This is a genomic window from Miniphocaeibacter sp., assembly GCF_049276255.1.
In the GTDB taxonomy this organism is placed as follows: domain Bacteria; phylum Bacillota; class Clostridia; order Tissierellales; family Peptoniphilaceae; genus Miniphocaeibacter.
Window position 1 is genome coordinate 19,327 of record NZ_JBASWB010000045.1, and the last position, 14,564, is coordinate 33,890.

The 14,564-nt window shown below is 28.0% G+C and carries 15 protein-coding genes, 1 tRNA gene and 1 other annotated feature; of the genes, 8 read left to right on the forward strand and 8 right to left on the reverse strand.

Annotation, left to right across the window (positions count from 1 at the left end):
• Positions 1–5: 5 nt before the first annotated feature.
• From WAO56_RS04375 to WAO56_RS04390, 4 genes are all read left to right on the forward strand, one after another.
• Entirely contained in the window at positions 6–623 is a 618-nt protein-coding gene (locus WAO56_RS04375) for a V-type ATP synthase subunit D (protein ID WP_422145050.1), read from the forward strand.
• Positions 624–735: 112 nt separating this feature from the next.
• Positions 736–1,344 (forward strand): DedA family protein, encoded by a 609-nt coding sequence (locus WAO56_RS04380; protein WP_422145051.1) that lies wholly within the window; start codon positions 736–738, stop codon positions 1,342–1,344.
• Between the two features lie 26 nt (positions 1,345–1,370).
• On the forward strand, positions 1,371–2,948 hold the full coding sequence (locus WAO56_RS04385) for a TcaA 3rd/4th domain-containing protein (RefSeq protein WP_422145052.1): 1,578 nt from the start codon (positions 1,371–1,373) through the stop codon (positions 2,946–2,948).
• 13 nt (positions 2,949–2,961) lie between these two features.
• The gene (locus tag WAO56_RS04390; RefSeq protein ID WP_422145053.1) at positions 2,962–3,345 is read left to right on the forward strand and encodes a VOC family protein; all 384 of its coding nucleotides are present in this window, start codon (positions 2,962–2,964) and stop codon (positions 3,343–3,345) included.
• A gap of 68 nt (positions 3,346–3,413) precedes the next feature.
• On the opposite strand, the gene WAO56_RS04395 is transcribed toward WAO56_RS04390, so the two are convergent.
• From WAO56_RS04395 to WAO56_RS04410, 4 genes are all read right to left on the reverse strand, one after another.
• Positions 3,414–4,778 (reverse strand): citrate synthase, encoded by a 1,365-nt coding sequence (locus tag WAO56_RS04395; RefSeq protein WP_422145054.1) that lies wholly within the window; start codon positions 4,776–4,778, stop codon positions 3,414–3,416.
• A gap of 10 nt (positions 4,779–4,788) precedes the next feature.
• Positions 4,789–5,784 (reverse strand): isocitrate/isopropylmalate dehydrogenase family protein, encoded by a 996-nt coding sequence (locus WAO56_RS04400; protein ID WP_422145055.1) that lies wholly within the window; start codon positions 5,782–5,784, stop codon positions 4,789–4,791.
• A gap of 1 nt (position 5,785) precedes the next feature.
• On the reverse strand, positions 5,786–7,717 hold the full coding sequence (locus WAO56_RS04405) for an aconitate hydratase (protein WP_422145056.1): 1,932 nt from the start codon (positions 7,715–7,717) through the stop codon (positions 5,786–5,788).
• A gap of 119 nt (positions 7,718–7,836) precedes the next feature.
• A tRNA-Thr gene (locus WAO56_RS04410) sits at positions 7,837–7,912 on the reverse strand.
• Positions 7,913–8,024: 112 nt separating this feature from the next.
• Positions 8,025–8,254: a binding site (T-box leader), on the forward strand.
• A 153-nt stretch (positions 8,255–8,407) separates the two neighbouring features.
• Between WAO56_RS04410 and WAO56_RS04415 the strand changes: the two genes are divergently transcribed.
• Positions 8,408–8,917 carry a tryptophan transporter gene (locus WAO56_RS04415; protein WP_422145057.1) on the forward strand — a complete coding sequence of 170 codons (510 nt, stop codon included), beginning with the start codon at positions 8,408–8,410 and terminating at the stop codon, positions 8,915–8,917.
• 26 nt (positions 8,918–8,943) lie between these two features.
• Here the strand turns inward: WAO56_RS04415 and WAO56_RS04420 are convergent, their stop codons facing one another.
• Genes WAO56_RS04420 through WAO56_RS04435 form a run of 4 tightly spaced genes read right to left on the reverse strand, consistent with a single transcriptional unit; the run spans position 8,944 to position 11,657 of the window.
• Complete coding sequence (locus WAO56_RS04420; protein WP_422145058.1) at positions 8,944–9,468, reverse strand: NYN domain-containing protein; 525 nt, start codon at positions 9,466–9,468, stop codon at positions 8,944–8,946.
• The gene (gene rlmB / locus WAO56_RS04425; protein ID WP_422145059.1) at positions 9,455–10,192 is read right to left on the reverse strand and encodes a 23S rRNA (guanosine(2251)-2'-O)-methyltransferase RlmB; all 738 of its coding nucleotides are present in this window, start codon (positions 10,190–10,192) and stop codon (positions 9,455–9,457) included. Before rlmB ends, WAO56_RS04420 begins: the two co-directional genes overlap by 14 nt.
• Entirely contained in the window at positions 10,192–11,037 is an 846-nt protein-coding gene (locus WAO56_RS04430; RefSeq protein ID WP_422145060.1) for an aldo/keto reductase, read from the reverse strand. The genes rlmB and WAO56_RS04430 overlap by 1 nt, the downstream gene beginning before the upstream one ends.
• Before the next feature lie 2 nt (positions 11,038–11,039).
• Positions 11,040–11,657: a DsbA family oxidoreductase gene (locus WAO56_RS04435; protein WP_422145061.1), complete on the reverse strand. Its 618-nt coding sequence runs from the start codon at positions 11,655–11,657 to the stop codon at positions 11,040–11,042.
• A 333-nt stretch (positions 11,658–11,990) separates the two neighbouring features.
• Here WAO56_RS04435 and WAO56_RS04440 point away from each other — a divergent pair, with 333 nt between their 5' ends.
• Genes WAO56_RS04440 through trkA form a run of 3 tightly spaced genes read left to right on the forward strand, consistent with a single transcriptional unit; the run spans position 11,991 to position 14,483 of the window.
• Entirely contained in the window at positions 11,991–12,491 is a 501-nt protein-coding gene (locus WAO56_RS04440; RefSeq protein WP_422145062.1) for a phosphatidylglycerophosphatase A, read from the forward strand.
• Positions 12,491–13,108, forward strand: coding sequence for a viroplasmin family protein (locus WAO56_RS04445; protein ID WP_422145063.1), 618 nt, complete (start codon positions 12,491–12,493; stop codon positions 13,106–13,108). The genes WAO56_RS04440 and WAO56_RS04445 overlap by 1 nt, the downstream gene beginning before the upstream one ends.
• A 10-nt stretch (positions 13,109–13,118) precedes the next feature.
• The gene (gene trkA, locus WAO56_RS04450) at positions 13,119–14,483 is read left to right on the forward strand and encodes a Trk system potassium transporter TrkA (protein ID WP_422145064.1); all 1,365 of its coding nucleotides are present in this window, start codon (positions 13,119–13,121) and stop codon (positions 14,481–14,483) included.
• Positions 14,484–14,564: the final 81 nt, after the last annotated feature.

Genomic DNA, 14,564 nt, shown 5'->3' on the forward strand with positions numbered 1-14,564 from the left:
ATGTTATGGCTGTTTATAAAATTACACCTACAAAGGGAAACTTAATAAAGGTAAAGAAATCATTGGATTTTGCAGAAAAAGGCTATGACCTATTGGATAGAAAAAGAGTGGTATTAGTAAAAGAAATGATGTCATTAGTAGATAAGTCTAAAGAGCTTCAAGAAAAAATAGCAGTAGAATTTGAAAATGCATATAGTCTTTTAAAAGAAGCTACTATAACAATGGGTAGGGAAAATCTAGGAAATATAGCTGAAGGAATAAGTAAGGAAGAAAATTATAACATAATTTACAAATCTATAATGGGAGCAATGGTTCCAACTGTTTTTTATAAAAAAGACAATGATAACTATATAGATTTTGGAATGTACAATACTAATCCAGCCTTTGATAAGGCAATAAAAGAATTTATAAAAATAAAGGATATTATTTATGAGCTAGCAGAAATAGAAAATACTGTCTATAATTTAGCTAAAGAAATAAAAAAGACTAAGAAGCGGGCAAATGCTCTTGATAAAATTCAAATACCAAGGTATAAAAATATTATCAAGGAAACAGAGGAAATTCTCGAAGAAAAAAATATAGAAGAATTTTTCAGATTGAAAAAAATCAAATCTAAGAATTAACAAGGAGTAGGATTTTACTATCTTACTTCTTTTTATTTAATAAGACTTTATTGTAATACCTTTGTAATATTATAGAATATAATTCTATGTTATAATTGAATAGGTGATGAATTTGGAAGATTTTATAATACATTTTGTAGATAATTATGGTTATTTTGGAATTTTCTTCCTTATATTAATAGAGAACATATTTCCTCCAATCCCGTCAGAAATAATTTTAGGATTAGGAGGTTTTTTTACAACTACTACAAGTTTAAAGTATTTAGGAGTTGTTATTTCAGCAACATTAGGCTCAGTAGTAGGGGCAATTATTCTATATTATATAGGATATTATATAAATAATGTAAAAATTAGAAAAATATTTAGAAAGGGAAATAAAGTTCTTAAAATTGACGAAACTAATCTTAAGAGAGCTAAAAATATATATTTGAAATATGAAAATATTTCTATATTTCTTTGTAGAATGTTACCAATAGTAAGATCTATAATTTCTATTCCAGCAGGAATGTTTAGGATGAATCCTATAAGGTTTATTGTTTATACAGCACTAGGATCTTTAATTTGGAATAGTATAATTACATATTTAGGTGTTTATTTAGGAGATAACTGGAAATATGTAGAAGTTCTAGTAAAAGAATACTCAGTAATAGTTGTAATTGTAGGTATTCTAGCTATAGTAGCATATTTCATAATAAAGCGAAAATTAAATAAAAAAGTATAATTTAGTTTCTTAGGAGGTGATTATATTTGTCAAATGATGATAATAATAAGAAAATAGATATTAAAGGTTATTTTCATAGACTAATGGATAAATTAGACTTTCACAAAGTTGAAGATGAAGAAATTAATATAAAGGAAATTATAAAGAAGGAAAAAGATAAAAAAGTAAAAGATGAAAAATTAGTAAAATTAAAAGATAAAAATAATCCCTTGTCGGGAAGAAAGATTTTAATAGAGAACAGTAATAATCTTGAAAAAGATAAAGAAGTAAATAAAATAAATAGTAATCTAGAAACAAGCCCTAAGGATGGAAAATTAAAGTTTCTATTAATATTTGTAACAATAATATGCCTGGCTATAATTGCTTTTTTACTATTTATTAATTTTAAAGTTACAGATATTGATAAAATAGAAGGAGAATATATTTCAGCTATTGAAGACCACAATATTAACAAGCTTGAGAAACTTACCTATATAGAAGGGGATAAGAAAGAGTATTACAAGGAATCATTTAATAATTTTATAGATTTATATGAAAATGATAAGGATTTTGCCGATTATGTTAAAAATTCAATATCTAGTGATATTAAAAACATAAAGGAAAATGAAAATTATTCAACAGAGAACCTAATAGGGGTGGTTAAATCTAATAGAGGGAATTTATTTTCAAAAGATTATAAAATAAAAATAACACCAATAAATATTAAGGATGAATCTATAGTAAAAAAAGAAGTAGAAATTGGAAAGCTCTATAAAACTAAAGATTTAACTTTATTACCAGGAATATATAAGATTAAATCAGAATTTGAGTTTTTAAAGTTAAGTGATGTAGTTAAGATAAAATATGAAAATAAGGAAAATAATTTTAACATCTTAATGGATTTTAAAAATTCTAAATTAGCAAATGAGAACTTTAAAATTATAGAAGGAGATTTTGAATTAGTAATTGACAGTGTAGATGAAGATGCAATAGTATTTGTAAATGGGAAAAATACAAATATGACAGTAGAAGAATTTAATGAATTTGGAAACAAGAACCTTTCAAAACAAGATTCTATAGCAGTAGTTGAGAAAAGTAAATTTGGTTACGCCTTATCTAATTCAGTATCTTTAGAAAATGTAGATGATTATGTTGACTTAGAAATGAATTATGAAAATAACTTTTATTTAGATCATTTTATTAATATTATAAAAAAGACTTTAAAGGAAAATGAAATGGCCTTTGAAAATTCTGACATTAATTTATTTTCCACCATTGGTGGAGAGGCTCTAGATACGGCAATAGGTTGGATTAAGAGTAATATTGGGTATAATCAATACTATGTAAGAAATTATATGTCCTATTTAATTGACCTTAGCTCTTTTGAAGTGAATATATCCGACTTTAATGAAACTGCATATATTGGTGGATTTTTAAGTTACAAGGAAGGTCGCTTTAGTAAGGACGAAGAAGTCAATAAGGATAAATTAGAAGATAATATAGATAAAAAAGTAGGTTTTCATTTTAAATTTAACGATGATACTGAAAGCTGGTATGTAGATTTATGGGGTAGTACCTATAGAAATATTGAAACTAACAATACTATTTTGTTAAAATTAGACTAAAGGAGTGAAAGTTATGAAGATGAAGGCAATTCATACATGTATAAGGGTTTATGATTTAGAAAAATCTATAGAATTTTATGAAAAAGCTCTAGGTTTAAAAGTAACTAAAAGAAAGGATTATCCAGAGGATAAATTTAGTTTAGTATATTTAGGTGATGAGGAAAGTGGTCATGAAATTGAATTAACATATAATGTTGGCCATGAACCATACGAATTAGGTAATGGTTATAGTCATATAGCTTATGAAGTTGAAGACTTAGAAAAAGCCCATGAGGAACATAAGAAAATGGGTTATAAGGTAACGGATTTAAGTGGTTTATCAGATTCAAATAAACCAGGATTTTATTTTATAACAGACCCTGACGGATATGATATTGAAATAGTAAGAAAAAAATAAATATATAAATAAAAGTACTGTATATAAATAAAATTTAAATTTATTATACAGTACTTTTTTATTGAAAATTATCTATTGTTAATATTTGTATATTCATTTTCACCGGATATAGAAATATAGCCAGGACGCATGATTTTTTCATCTCTTGTTTGCTCAAGTCTATGGGCACACCAGCCTGCTATTCGGGAAACAGCAAATATTGGAGTGTATAGCTCTGGCTCAATTCCTAACATTTCATAAACCAATCCAGCGTAAAGGTCAACATTTGCACATATTTCAAATTCTGGACCTTTTCTAGCTTTAAATTTTTCTATAGTTAAATTCTCAATATTTTCAAGTAGCTTAAACTTATCTGAAAAACCCTTTATTTCAGCTAATTCCCTAGCTTTTTTCTTAAGAAGAACGGCTCTAGGGTCCGATTTTGTATATACAGCATGTCCCATGCCATAAACTAATCCTTTGTTGTTAAAGGCTTCTTTATTTAGGATTTTATCAATATAATTTGAAAGAGATTCGTAATCTTTCCAATTACAATTTTCCATAATATTATTAACCATAGCCCTAACCATAATATTAGCACCACCATGTTTTGGTCCTTTTAAAGAACCTATTGCTGTAGCAATAGCTGAGTAGGTATCTGTTCCTGTAGAAGATACAACATGGGTTGCAAAAGCTGAGTTATTTCCACCACCATGCTCTGCATGTACTACTAAACAAAGATCTAGAAGTCTGGCTTCTTCTTTTGTAAACTTACAGTCAGGTCTTAACATATGCAAAATATTTTCAGCAATAGAAGCATTGACTAATGGCCTGTGTAAAACAAGGGAATCATTATCGTAATAATGTTTTTTTGCTTTGTAGGAATAAGCCATTAGTATTGGTAATTTTGCAATTAAACTTAAGGATTGTCTAAATGTATTAAGTAAGGAAATATCTTCCGGGTTTTTATCGTAGGTATATAGTGTTAAGACTTGTTTTTGCAGCATGTTCATAATATTATTACTAGGATATTTAATTATATGGTCCTCTTTATAAAATTTAGGAAATTCTAAGTTGTAACTAATAACTCTATTAAATTCTTCTAAAGCATCTTTAGTTGGTAATTTACCAAGTAATAAAAGAAATGCCGTTTCTTCAAATCCAAATCTATCATCTTTTTGGAAACCATTAACTAAATCAGTTAATCTAATACCCCTATAGAATAACTTACCATCTACTGGTACTTTTACTCCATCTTTAATTTCATAGCCAATTACATTAGCTATATTTGTAATTCCTACTAAAACACCAGTTCCATTAGAATTTCTTAGACCCCTTTTAATATTGTATTTTGAGTATAAAGAAGGATCAATATAACTATTGTCATCAAGTGTTTTTAAAAAATCTTGTTCTATTTGGACAATTGATTTTCCTTGAGAATTATTTACAACCATAGAATACCTCCTAAAGATTAGAGATTATAGCATCGGTAAATTCTTCTGTTGATTTATTTCCACCTAAATCTCTTGTAAAGTTATTTTTGTCACTTAACGCTTTGTTCACTGCATTTTTTATTTTTGTAGCTGCTTCAATTTCACCTAAATATTCTAACATCAAACATCCACTTAAAATTAATGCTGTTGGATTAGCAATATTTTTTCCTGCTATATCTGGAGCAGAACCATGTACTGGTTCAAAAATTGCAATATCTTTTCCTATATTAGCTCCTGGTATTAAACCAAGACCACCAACAAGTCCGGCACAAAGGTCTGATAATATATCTCCATAAAGATTTTCAGTTAAAATTAACTTGTATTTTTCTGGATACATTACTAATTGCATAGCCATATTGTCAACGAGAACTTCTTCTAATTCAATACTTGGATAATCTTTAGCTACTTCCCTAGCAACTTCTAAAAATAGTCCATCTGTAAATTTCATAATATTTGCTTTAGTAACTACTGTTACTTTAGCTATATTATTCTTCTTAGCAAATTCAAAAGCCTCTTTTGCAATTCTTTCAGAACCTTTTCTAGTAATTATTTTTATACTTTTAGCAGTGTCCTTATCTTCCATTTCTTCAATTCCCTGATAAAGATCTTCAGTATTTTCTCTAAATATTGTAATGTCGATATTATCAAATTTACTATCGATTTTACCTAATGATTTTACAGGTCTAACATTTGCAAATAAATCATATTTCTTTCTTAAAAATACATTTGCCGATCTAAATCCTGTTCCTATAGGAGTGGTCATAGGTCCTTTAATTCCAACCTTGTTTTTTTCTAAACTATTAAAACAATCATCAGATATTAGTTCTCCATGTTTTTCAAAATGTTTTTCTCCAGTTTGATAAATATCCCATTGTATATCTACTTCTGCTGCTCTAAATACCTTTCTTAAAGAAGCACAGATTTCAACACCTATGCCATCTCCTTCTAACATTGTAACTCTATGCATTTTACACCTCTAATTTATTATTTTTTGCGTAATTTAAAAATCCACCATTTAATACAACTTCTATTTCTCTTGGTGACCCTTCAAATATAACAGGGATTTCTATATTTTTAGTTTTATTAATTAAATTAATAACTTCTCCATTTGTTACAGCTTCTATAGTGTTATTTAATTCAAGTTCATCATACTCATCAATTTTTTCATAATCATCCTTGTTTACGAAAACCAAAGGTAATATACCACTATTAATTAAATTTGAACGATGAATTCTTGCAAAGGACTTAGCAATAACTGCCTTTACTCCTAAAAATAGGGGAACAAGTGCTGCATGCTCTCTAGAAGAACCTTGACCATAATTGTCTCCACCAACTATTATTCCACCATCATTATTAATAGCTCTATTATAAAAGTCATCTACTATAGTTTTAAAAGAGAACTGTGACAAATAAGGAATATTAGATCTAAATGGTAATAATTTAGCATTTGATGGACAGATATCATCTGTAGTAATATTATCTCCTGTTTTAAGAATTACCTTTTTACTTATAGTATCAGATAATGGAACAGCCTTAGGGAATGGTTTAATATTCGGTCCCATTACAACATCTTTTCCTAAATCCTCTTCATTAGGGAAAATGAAATAGTTATCGCTTTTTCCATAGTTACTTGGCTCTTCAATAGTTAAATCTAAATCTAAAGTATTTGGATTGGTTAAATATCCTGTAATAGCTGAAGCAGCAGCTGTTTCTGGACTTACAAGATATACTTCAGCATCCATAGTTCCACTTCTTCCTTTAAAGTTCCTGTTAAATGTTCTTAAGCTTACTCCTTTAGATTTTGGTGCTTGTCCCATTCCAATACAAGGACCACAAGCTGACTCAAGTATTCTTGCACCTGCTTCAATAAATATTTTTAAAGCACCATTTTCACTAAGAAGTCTTAGTATATTACTTGAGCCAGGAGCTATAACTAAACTTACAGATGGATCAACCTTGTTGCCATCTAGGATTTTAGCAACCTTCATCATATCAGCATAAGAAGAATTTGTACAAGAGCCAATAGCTACTTGATCAACTTTTATTTTTTCATCATCAATTTTTATAACATTATCTGGACTATGTGGTTTAGCTGCCATTGGTACAATATTATCTAAATTAATTTCTAAAATATTTTCATATTCTGCATCTTCATCAGGAGATAGTTCAATATAATCTTCTGGTCTATTTTGTTTTGTTAGAAAATCTAGGGTATTTTCATCACTAGGGAAAATAGAAGTTGTAGCTCCTAATTCTGCTCCCATATTACAAATAGTTGCCCTATCGGTAACAGATAAAGACTTTATACCTGGACCAGTATATTCCATAATATATCCAACGCCGCCTTTAACTGATAGTTTTTGTAGTACAGTTAAAATAACATCTTTACCATTACATTTATCGCTTAATTTTCCTGTTAATTTAATATTATATACTTTAGGTACAGTTATATAATAGTAACCATTTGCCATACCAACAGCTACATCTAAGCCGCCGGCACCAATGGCTAATGCACCTAAACCACCGGCAGTAGGAGTGTGGGAATCAGAACCAATTAGTGTAATACCTGGTTTAGCAAATCTTTCTAGTTGTACTTGGTGACAAATGCCTCCACCAGGCTTAGAGTATACAAGTCCATATTTTCTAGCAGCTGTTCTTATAAATTCATGGTCATCTGCATTTTCAAATCCTGCTTGTATAGTATTGTGATCTATATATGCTACAGATAAGTCAGTTTTAATTTTATCTATTCCCATAGCCTCTAATTGTAGATAAACCATAGTTCCTGTAGAGTCTTGGGTTAATGTTTGATTTAGCTTAATAGCTATTTCTTTTCCAATTTCTAAATCACCTTCAATTAGATGATCTTTAAGAATTTTATAAACTAATGTTCCTTTCAAATTTTTCACCTCTAATATTGTTATTAAAATACTATAATTATATAGGATTTTACACTTTATCACAATAGCACTTATTGTCTATTACTATTATATACAAAAAAGACACCAACTGGTGTCTATGGAGCTCACTGCCGGAATCGAACCGGCGACCTCTTCCTTACCATGGAAGCGCTCTACCTACTGAGCTAAGAGAGCAAGTAAGATTATTATAACTTTTGTTGATAAATCTGTCAATTTAGAATAAGAAAATCTATTTTTAATTATCTTATTGACAAAATAGAAAAATAGAATTATAATTAAATTTAATAATAAATCGTTGAATAGAGAGAGTAGTAAGGCTTGAATTTGTAGAGAGAAAATGTTTGGTGAAAATTTTCATGAAGAGTTTTATGAATGGGTCTATGAGATCGAAGGCGAATTATAGTAGCTGGAGGGTGTTTCTCACCTTATAGGGATAGGATATGTTAGTATCTGAAAAGAGATGTACATTTTTATGTATAATTAGGATGGCACCGCGAGTTAACACTTGCTCCTTTATGGGAGTAGGTGTTTTTTTTATTTATAAAATAATTTTTATAAAATATTTTATAGAAATATATAGGGGATGATTTAATGACTTGAAGAGAAAAGGTAGTAAAAAATTTATAAAAAATCAATTCAAATAATTTAAATACAAAAAGGAGATAGATTATGAAAACAAAAGATATGATATTAGCAGCAGTTTTACTAGCTTTAGGAACTATATTACACGCAATTACACCACCGATTTATGGAGTTACACCAGATATGTTATTAGCTACTATGTTTTTAGCAATTTTTATAGTTAAAAACTTTTCTTCAACAGTTGTGATTTCTTTAGTAGCAGGTGTGTTAGCAATGTTAACTACAAAATTTCCAGGTGGACAAATCCCTTCTATAATAGATAAGTTAGTTTCAGGTATAGTGGTATATGCTATATATAAATATATATTTAAGTTTGATTTAAATACAGTAAAATCAGGAATAATTAACTTTATAGGTACTTTTACAAGTGGATTGGTATTTTTAGCATTTGCAGTTTTTGTATTTACACCTTCAATGAAGGACAGTTTCTTTGTTTTAGTAGGAACTGTTGTATTACCAGCTGCTATTATGAATACTGTCTTAGGAATAATATTGTCAAAATCTTTAAAATTATCTAAAAAATTAAGAAAAGCATAATTATTATAAGAAGAAAAAAGGATTTATTAATTTAAATCCTTTTTTAATTCTTCAAGTTTACATAGGTTTTCGTTATTCATTGTTACTAGGTTTTTGGAACTGTAACTACGGGACTTACATTCAATTCGCTTTATTTGAGTTTTTAAACCCTGATATTCAATTAACAGTTCATTTGATGATAATCTTGTACCACCACGGTTTAAAATTGTTTGTTGAATTAGGCTATCTGAAGTAGCTACTCTGACCCTATTTTTTTTACCAATTTTATCCAGTGAACGTTCTATATATTGGTCTGCTGTTTCCTTTTCTTTTGTAAAATAAACTATTATATTTTTAACTTTTTTTTCTCCGGTAGTTCTTTCTCCTTTAGCAAGGTAAGCATCAAAAACTAGGATTATTTTTTCTTCTGATAGTGATTGATACTCTGAAAGAATATTAATTAATTCTTCTCTGGAGGCATCAAGTCCAATTTCATTCTTTATAGTGTTTAAATTAGGCCAGGCATTTATTACGTTATATCCATCGACAAAAAGATATTTAATTCTCTTCATTTCTCTGTCTCACTACTTCATATAGGATAATAGCAGCAGCATTTGAAGCGTTTAGAGAATTAATATTTCCAAACATTGGTATTTTTATTAATTCATCGCAATTTTGTTTAACAAGTTTAGTAATTCCTTTGCCTTCGTTTCCTATTACAATGCCTATAGGACCTGTTAAATTCGTTTTATTATAAAAACTTCTAGCTTCACCATCTGCACCATAAATAAAAATATTTTTAGATTTTAAATATTTAATAGTTTCAGTTATATTTGTAACTTTGGCAACTTTTAAATAATTTGTAGCACCAGCTGATGCTTTGTGAACTACAGAGTTTACTGTAGCAGATCTTCTTTTAGGAATAATAACTCCATGAGCGCCAGCAACTTCTGCTGTTCTAATAATAGCTCCTAAATTATGGGGATCTTCAATTTCATCTAAAATTATTATAAAAGGGTCCTCTTTTTTATTATGAGCTTCATTTAAAATATCATCAACTTGAAAATACTTGTATTCAAGAACTGAGGCAACTACACCTTGGTGGCTACCACCTTGGGAAAGAGAATCCAATTTGTTTTTATCTACATATTTAATTATTATTTTATTGTCCTTAGCTTTGCCTATTATTTTTTCAATAGACCCTTTTAAATTTCCTTTTTGTATATATAAAATTTCAACTTTATTGGAATTCAATAATTCTAAAACAGCATTTCTGCCAAAAATATATTCTGCCATTAGTTTAAACCCTTTCTAATTTTAGTAAGCCATTGTTCATCATCGGGATTTTGCGAAAATCTATGATTTTTATTTAATTTATCTATAGTAGTTATTTCATCTTTTTGCAAAGAAAAATCAAAAATATTCATATTTTCATTTATTCTAGATTCTTTTGCAGACTTAGGTATAACAATATGTCCCTTATCTATATGCCATCTTAATATTACTTGAGCCACTGTTTTATTATAATTATTAGCTAGTTCAACTAATGTTTTTTCATTAAACATTTCTTGGCTAGCTCTTCCAAGTGGTGCCCATGCTTGAATTTTAATATTAAATTTTTTTAAATAATCCTTTAGCTCTTCTTGAATTAAATAGGGATGTAGCTCTATTTGATTAATGGAAGGTGGTATGTTGGCATTGGCAAGTAATTTATCCATGTGTTTTATTTGAAAATTACATACAGCAATGGATTTTAAAACCCCTTGTTCATAATAGTCCTCAAAAACTTTCCATGCTTCTAAAAAACCTTCACTGGGCCAGTGTATAAACATAATATCAATTGTATCTAGATTTAAACTATTTAAGGAATTTTCAATGGATCTTTTTGTATTATCCTTGTCAAAATCACTAGGCCATACTTTAGAAGAAACTAGAAATTGTTTTTTAAGGCTAGGATTATTTTTAAAAACTTGGCCAATTAGTTTTTCATTATTATAGTAGGAAGCAGTATCTAGCATTTCATAATTTGCTTTTTTAGCATACTCCATAAGATTTATTATTTCTTGAATATTTTTAACTTTATAGGTTCCAATTCCTATTTGTGGAATTTTCAAACCGTTATTTAAAACTATATAATTCATTATTAATTCATCTCCAATGATTGCTTTATTATATCTATATACTGCTCTTCTGTTCTAGAGCCAATAAATTTTTTACCATTTCTTAAGAGAATAGTAGGGGTACTATTAATTTTAAAAGTCGACGCTTGGTACATATCTTTATTGATTTCTTCTAAATACTTGTTATTTTCAATAATATCTTTTACAGAGAAATTACTAAGATTTAATTCAGTTAAAATCTCTTCTAAGACATTTATATTACTAATATTCTTTTGCTCTAAAAAGTATTTTTCAAATATACTTACAATTAAATCATAATATATTTCATTATTTTCAAAATATTTAATTAATTTATGGGCATTAGTAGAGCTTACCATTCTTAAATTTTTAAAATCTAATTTTATATTGTCCTCTAAAGCCATTTTTGTTGCTCCATAAGCCATGTTTTCTGCCTTACTATATGGAATATTGTATTTTTCACTAAGACTTTTTATATAATCTTGTTTTCCCTTTAATTGCGGATTAAGTAGAAGTGATTTTATCTCTAAATCTATATTGTAATTATTGTCCTTAATTATAGAAAATAATTTTTTTATTCCTAAATAAGAAAAGGGACAAGTAAAATCTATCCAAATTAACATAATTAAAACCTCCAGTAAATTTCATTCTAAAGTAAATTATACCATTAATTTCTTTGAAAAATTAAAGACATACTATAAAATAGATAATAGGGTTATTAGAAATACCAAGGTTAATTTTCTCTTATTAAAAATATATATATTCGATAGATTATAAAAAACAAAGTTGTTATATCTAGTTAATAGTATAGCAACTTTAAAATTTTTATGAGAAAATAGTAAATATAGCCAAAAATAAAAAAGGTCTAGCAGTATATTAACAACCTTAGTATAAATTACAAGTTATAATAAGGTTACTAATATAATTTAACTGATACTAGTTGGGAGTGTAAATAAATGAGAAAGAATATACAAACTAACCATACTATGGAAGAATTAATTCACTATACAAGAGAATCCCTACATCGTAGGGGCGTTCATATAAAGGATATTGCACAAATCGTATATAGATTACAGGAGGATTATTTTCCAAATCTTACACTAGAAATTTGTAGAGAAAATGTTCTAGGAGTATTAAAAAAAAGAGAAGTATGTCATGCGATTTTAACGGGAATAGCTTTAGATGAATTGGCAGAAAAGGACTTAATAGATGAACCTTTAAGGTCAATTATAAAGGATGATGAAGGCTTATATGGAATCGATGAAATTTTGCCCTTATCAATAGTAAATATCTACGGCTCAATAGGTTTGACTAATTTTGGATATTTGGACAAGGAAAAAATTGGAATTATAAATGATTTAGATAGGAATAAGGGTTTAAATGAAGTAAATACTTTTCTAGATGATATTGTAGCTGCTATTGCTGCAGCAGCTGCAAGTAGATTGGCGCATTCATAATGGCTAAAAAATACTATTACGCAGTTAAAAAAGGAAAAACTCCAGGTATTTATTTTAATTGGGATGATTGTAAAAACCAAGTAAATGGATTTAAAGGTGCAATATATAAAAAATTTGAAAAACTAGAAGATGCTAAAGAATTTATTTTAGAAGAAAAAAAAGCTATTTCAAAGGACATTAGCCAGAAGATAATTAAGGAAGATGAAGCTATTGCTTTTGTAGATGGTAGTTATAATATAGTAAGTAAGGAATGCGGTTTTGGAGCAGTCTTATTTACTAAAAAGGGAAAAGAACAATTTTCTCAAGTAGTGGCAAATAAAAACTATTCTGAATTTAGAAATGTAACAGGAGAGGTTTTTGGTTCTTTGTATGTTATAAATAAGGCAATTGAATATGGATTAAAAAAAATTTTTGTTCATTATGATTATACCGGTATTAGCAATTGGGCTTTGGGAAATTGGAAAACCAATAACGATTTAACAAAATACTATAAAAATCAATTTGACTGTCTAAAAAAGGAAATAGAAATAGTCTTTATAAAAGTTAAAGCCCACTCAGGTGATAAATATAATGAGGAAGCTGATAAGTTAGCAAAAAAAGCAGTAGGAATACTATAATGGAGGAAGTATGAATATAATAATCGTTGGAGCAGGTAAGGTCGGCGAATATTTAAGTGAGGATTTGTCTAAAGAAGGATATGATATAACTCTAATTGAAAAGGACAAGGAAGTACTAGATAGAATTTTAGAGTATAATGATATTTTAGGTATAGCAGGAGATGGAGCTGATACCTATATTTTAGAAGAGGCTGGAATAGACAGGTGCGATATTTTTATTGCTGTAACAAATCAAGATGAGTTAAATATGGTAGCCTGTGTTATGGCAAAAAAATTAGGAGCAAAATATACAATATCTAGAGTTAGAAATCCTGAATATTCAAATCATGTTGATTTTATGAGTGAAACAATGGACATAGACTTAATGATTAACCCTGAACTTGAAACAGCTAGGGAAATTGTTAGAATATTAAGTTTTTCAGATGTTTTAGATGTAGAAGAATTTGCTCATGGTAAAGTAATGTTAATATCTTTTAAGTTAAGGGATAAGAATATATTAAACAACATGTCCTTGTTGGAAATTCAAAATAAAATAAATAAGAATATTTTAGTTTGTTCGGTTCTTAGAAATGAAGAAGTGTATATTCCTAATGGTGAATTTGTATTAAAAAAAGATGATATTATTTATGTGTTAGGTGAAAGGGATGCCTTAACGGAATTTTTTAAATTTATAGGCAACATTAAGAAAAATAAAAATATTATGATAATTGGTGGAGGAAGAATTTCCTTCTACTTAATTAGCAGATTATTAAAGCAAAATTACAATGTAAAGGTAATTGAAAGAAAAAAGGATATTGCAGACTACCTAAGCTTTACTTTTCCAGATGCTGATATAATAAGAGAAGATGGTACAAATCAAGATATATTAGAAGAAGAGCGAATTGAAAATTTTGATACTTTTATTTCCATGACAGGTATAGATGAGGAAAATATAATAGCATCTATTTTTGCCAACCAAAAGGGAGTAAAACAAACTATTACAAAGGTAGATAGGACTAGAATTTTAAATATAATAGACCTAGAGGAAATAGGCACAACAATTTCTCCAAAAAAGGTTATATCTGATAAAATAGTACAATTTATTAGGACGAATATAAAATTTACAAATTCTAGAATAGAAGCCTTTCACAGAATAGCAAATGATAAAGTCGAAGCTATAGAATTTGAAATACAATCAAATAATGCAGTATGTAATATTCCTTTAAAGGATTTAAATATAAAAAAGAATACACTGGTATCTTTTATAATTAGGGATAGGGAAGTTATTATTCCCTATGGAAATGATGTTATAAAGCCAGGAGATAAGGTGGTAATTATTACACTTAATAAATCATTTAAAGTAATAGAGGATATTATTGACTCTAGTATTGTATAATATGATTTATATTGTGTAAAAAACGTGGAGAATTTATGAATTATAGAATATTAGGTTATATTTTAGGACAAATAATAAAAA

Bases quoted from the DNA above. Each gene is read 5' to 3' on its own strand.
- WAO56_RS04400 (WP_422145055.1), bottom strand. From the start codon at position 5,784: ATGCATAGAGTTACAATGTTAGAAGGAGATGGCATAGGTGTTGAAATC.
- WAO56_RS04420 (WP_422145058.1), bottom strand. From the start codon at position 9,468: ATGAAGAGAATTAAATATCTTTTTGTCGATGGATATAACGTAATAAAT.
- rlmB (WP_422145059.1), bottom strand. From the start codon at position 10,192: ATGGCAGAATATATTTTTGGCAGAAATGCTGTTTTAGAATTATTGAAT.
- trkA (WP_422145064.1), top strand. From the start codon at position 13,119: ATGAATATAATAATCGTTGGAGCAGGTAAGGTCGGCGAATATTTAAGT.
- WAO56_RS04445 (WP_422145063.1), top strand. From the start codon at position 12,491: ATGGCTAAAAAATACTATTACGCAGTTAAAAAAGGAAAAACTCCAGGT.
- WAO56_RS04395 (WP_422145054.1), bottom strand. From the start codon at position 4,778: ATGGTTGTAAATAATTCTCAAGGAAAATCAATTGTCCAAATAGAACAA.
- WAO56_RS04375 (WP_422145050.1), top strand. From the start codon at position 6: ATGGCTGTTTATAAAATTACACCTACAAAGGGAAACTTAATAAAGGTA.
- WAO56_RS04430 (WP_422145060.1), bottom strand. From the start codon at position 11,037: ATGAATTATATAGTTTTAAATAACGGTTTGAAAATTCCACAAATAGGA.
- WAO56_RS04415 (WP_422145057.1), top strand. From the start codon at position 8,408: ATGAAAACAAAAGATATGATATTAGCAGCAGTTTTACTAGCTTTAGGA.
- WAO56_RS04440 (WP_422145062.1), top strand. From the start codon at position 11,991: ATGAGAAAGAATATACAAACTAACCATACTATGGAAGAATTAATTCAC.
- WAO56_RS04435 (WP_422145061.1), bottom strand. From the start codon at position 11,657: ATGTTAATTTGGATAGATTTTACTTGTCCCTTTTCTTATTTAGGAATA.
- WAO56_RS04390 (WP_422145053.1), top strand. From the start codon at position 2,962: ATGAAGATGAAGGCAATTCATACATGTATAAGGGTTTATGATTTAGAA.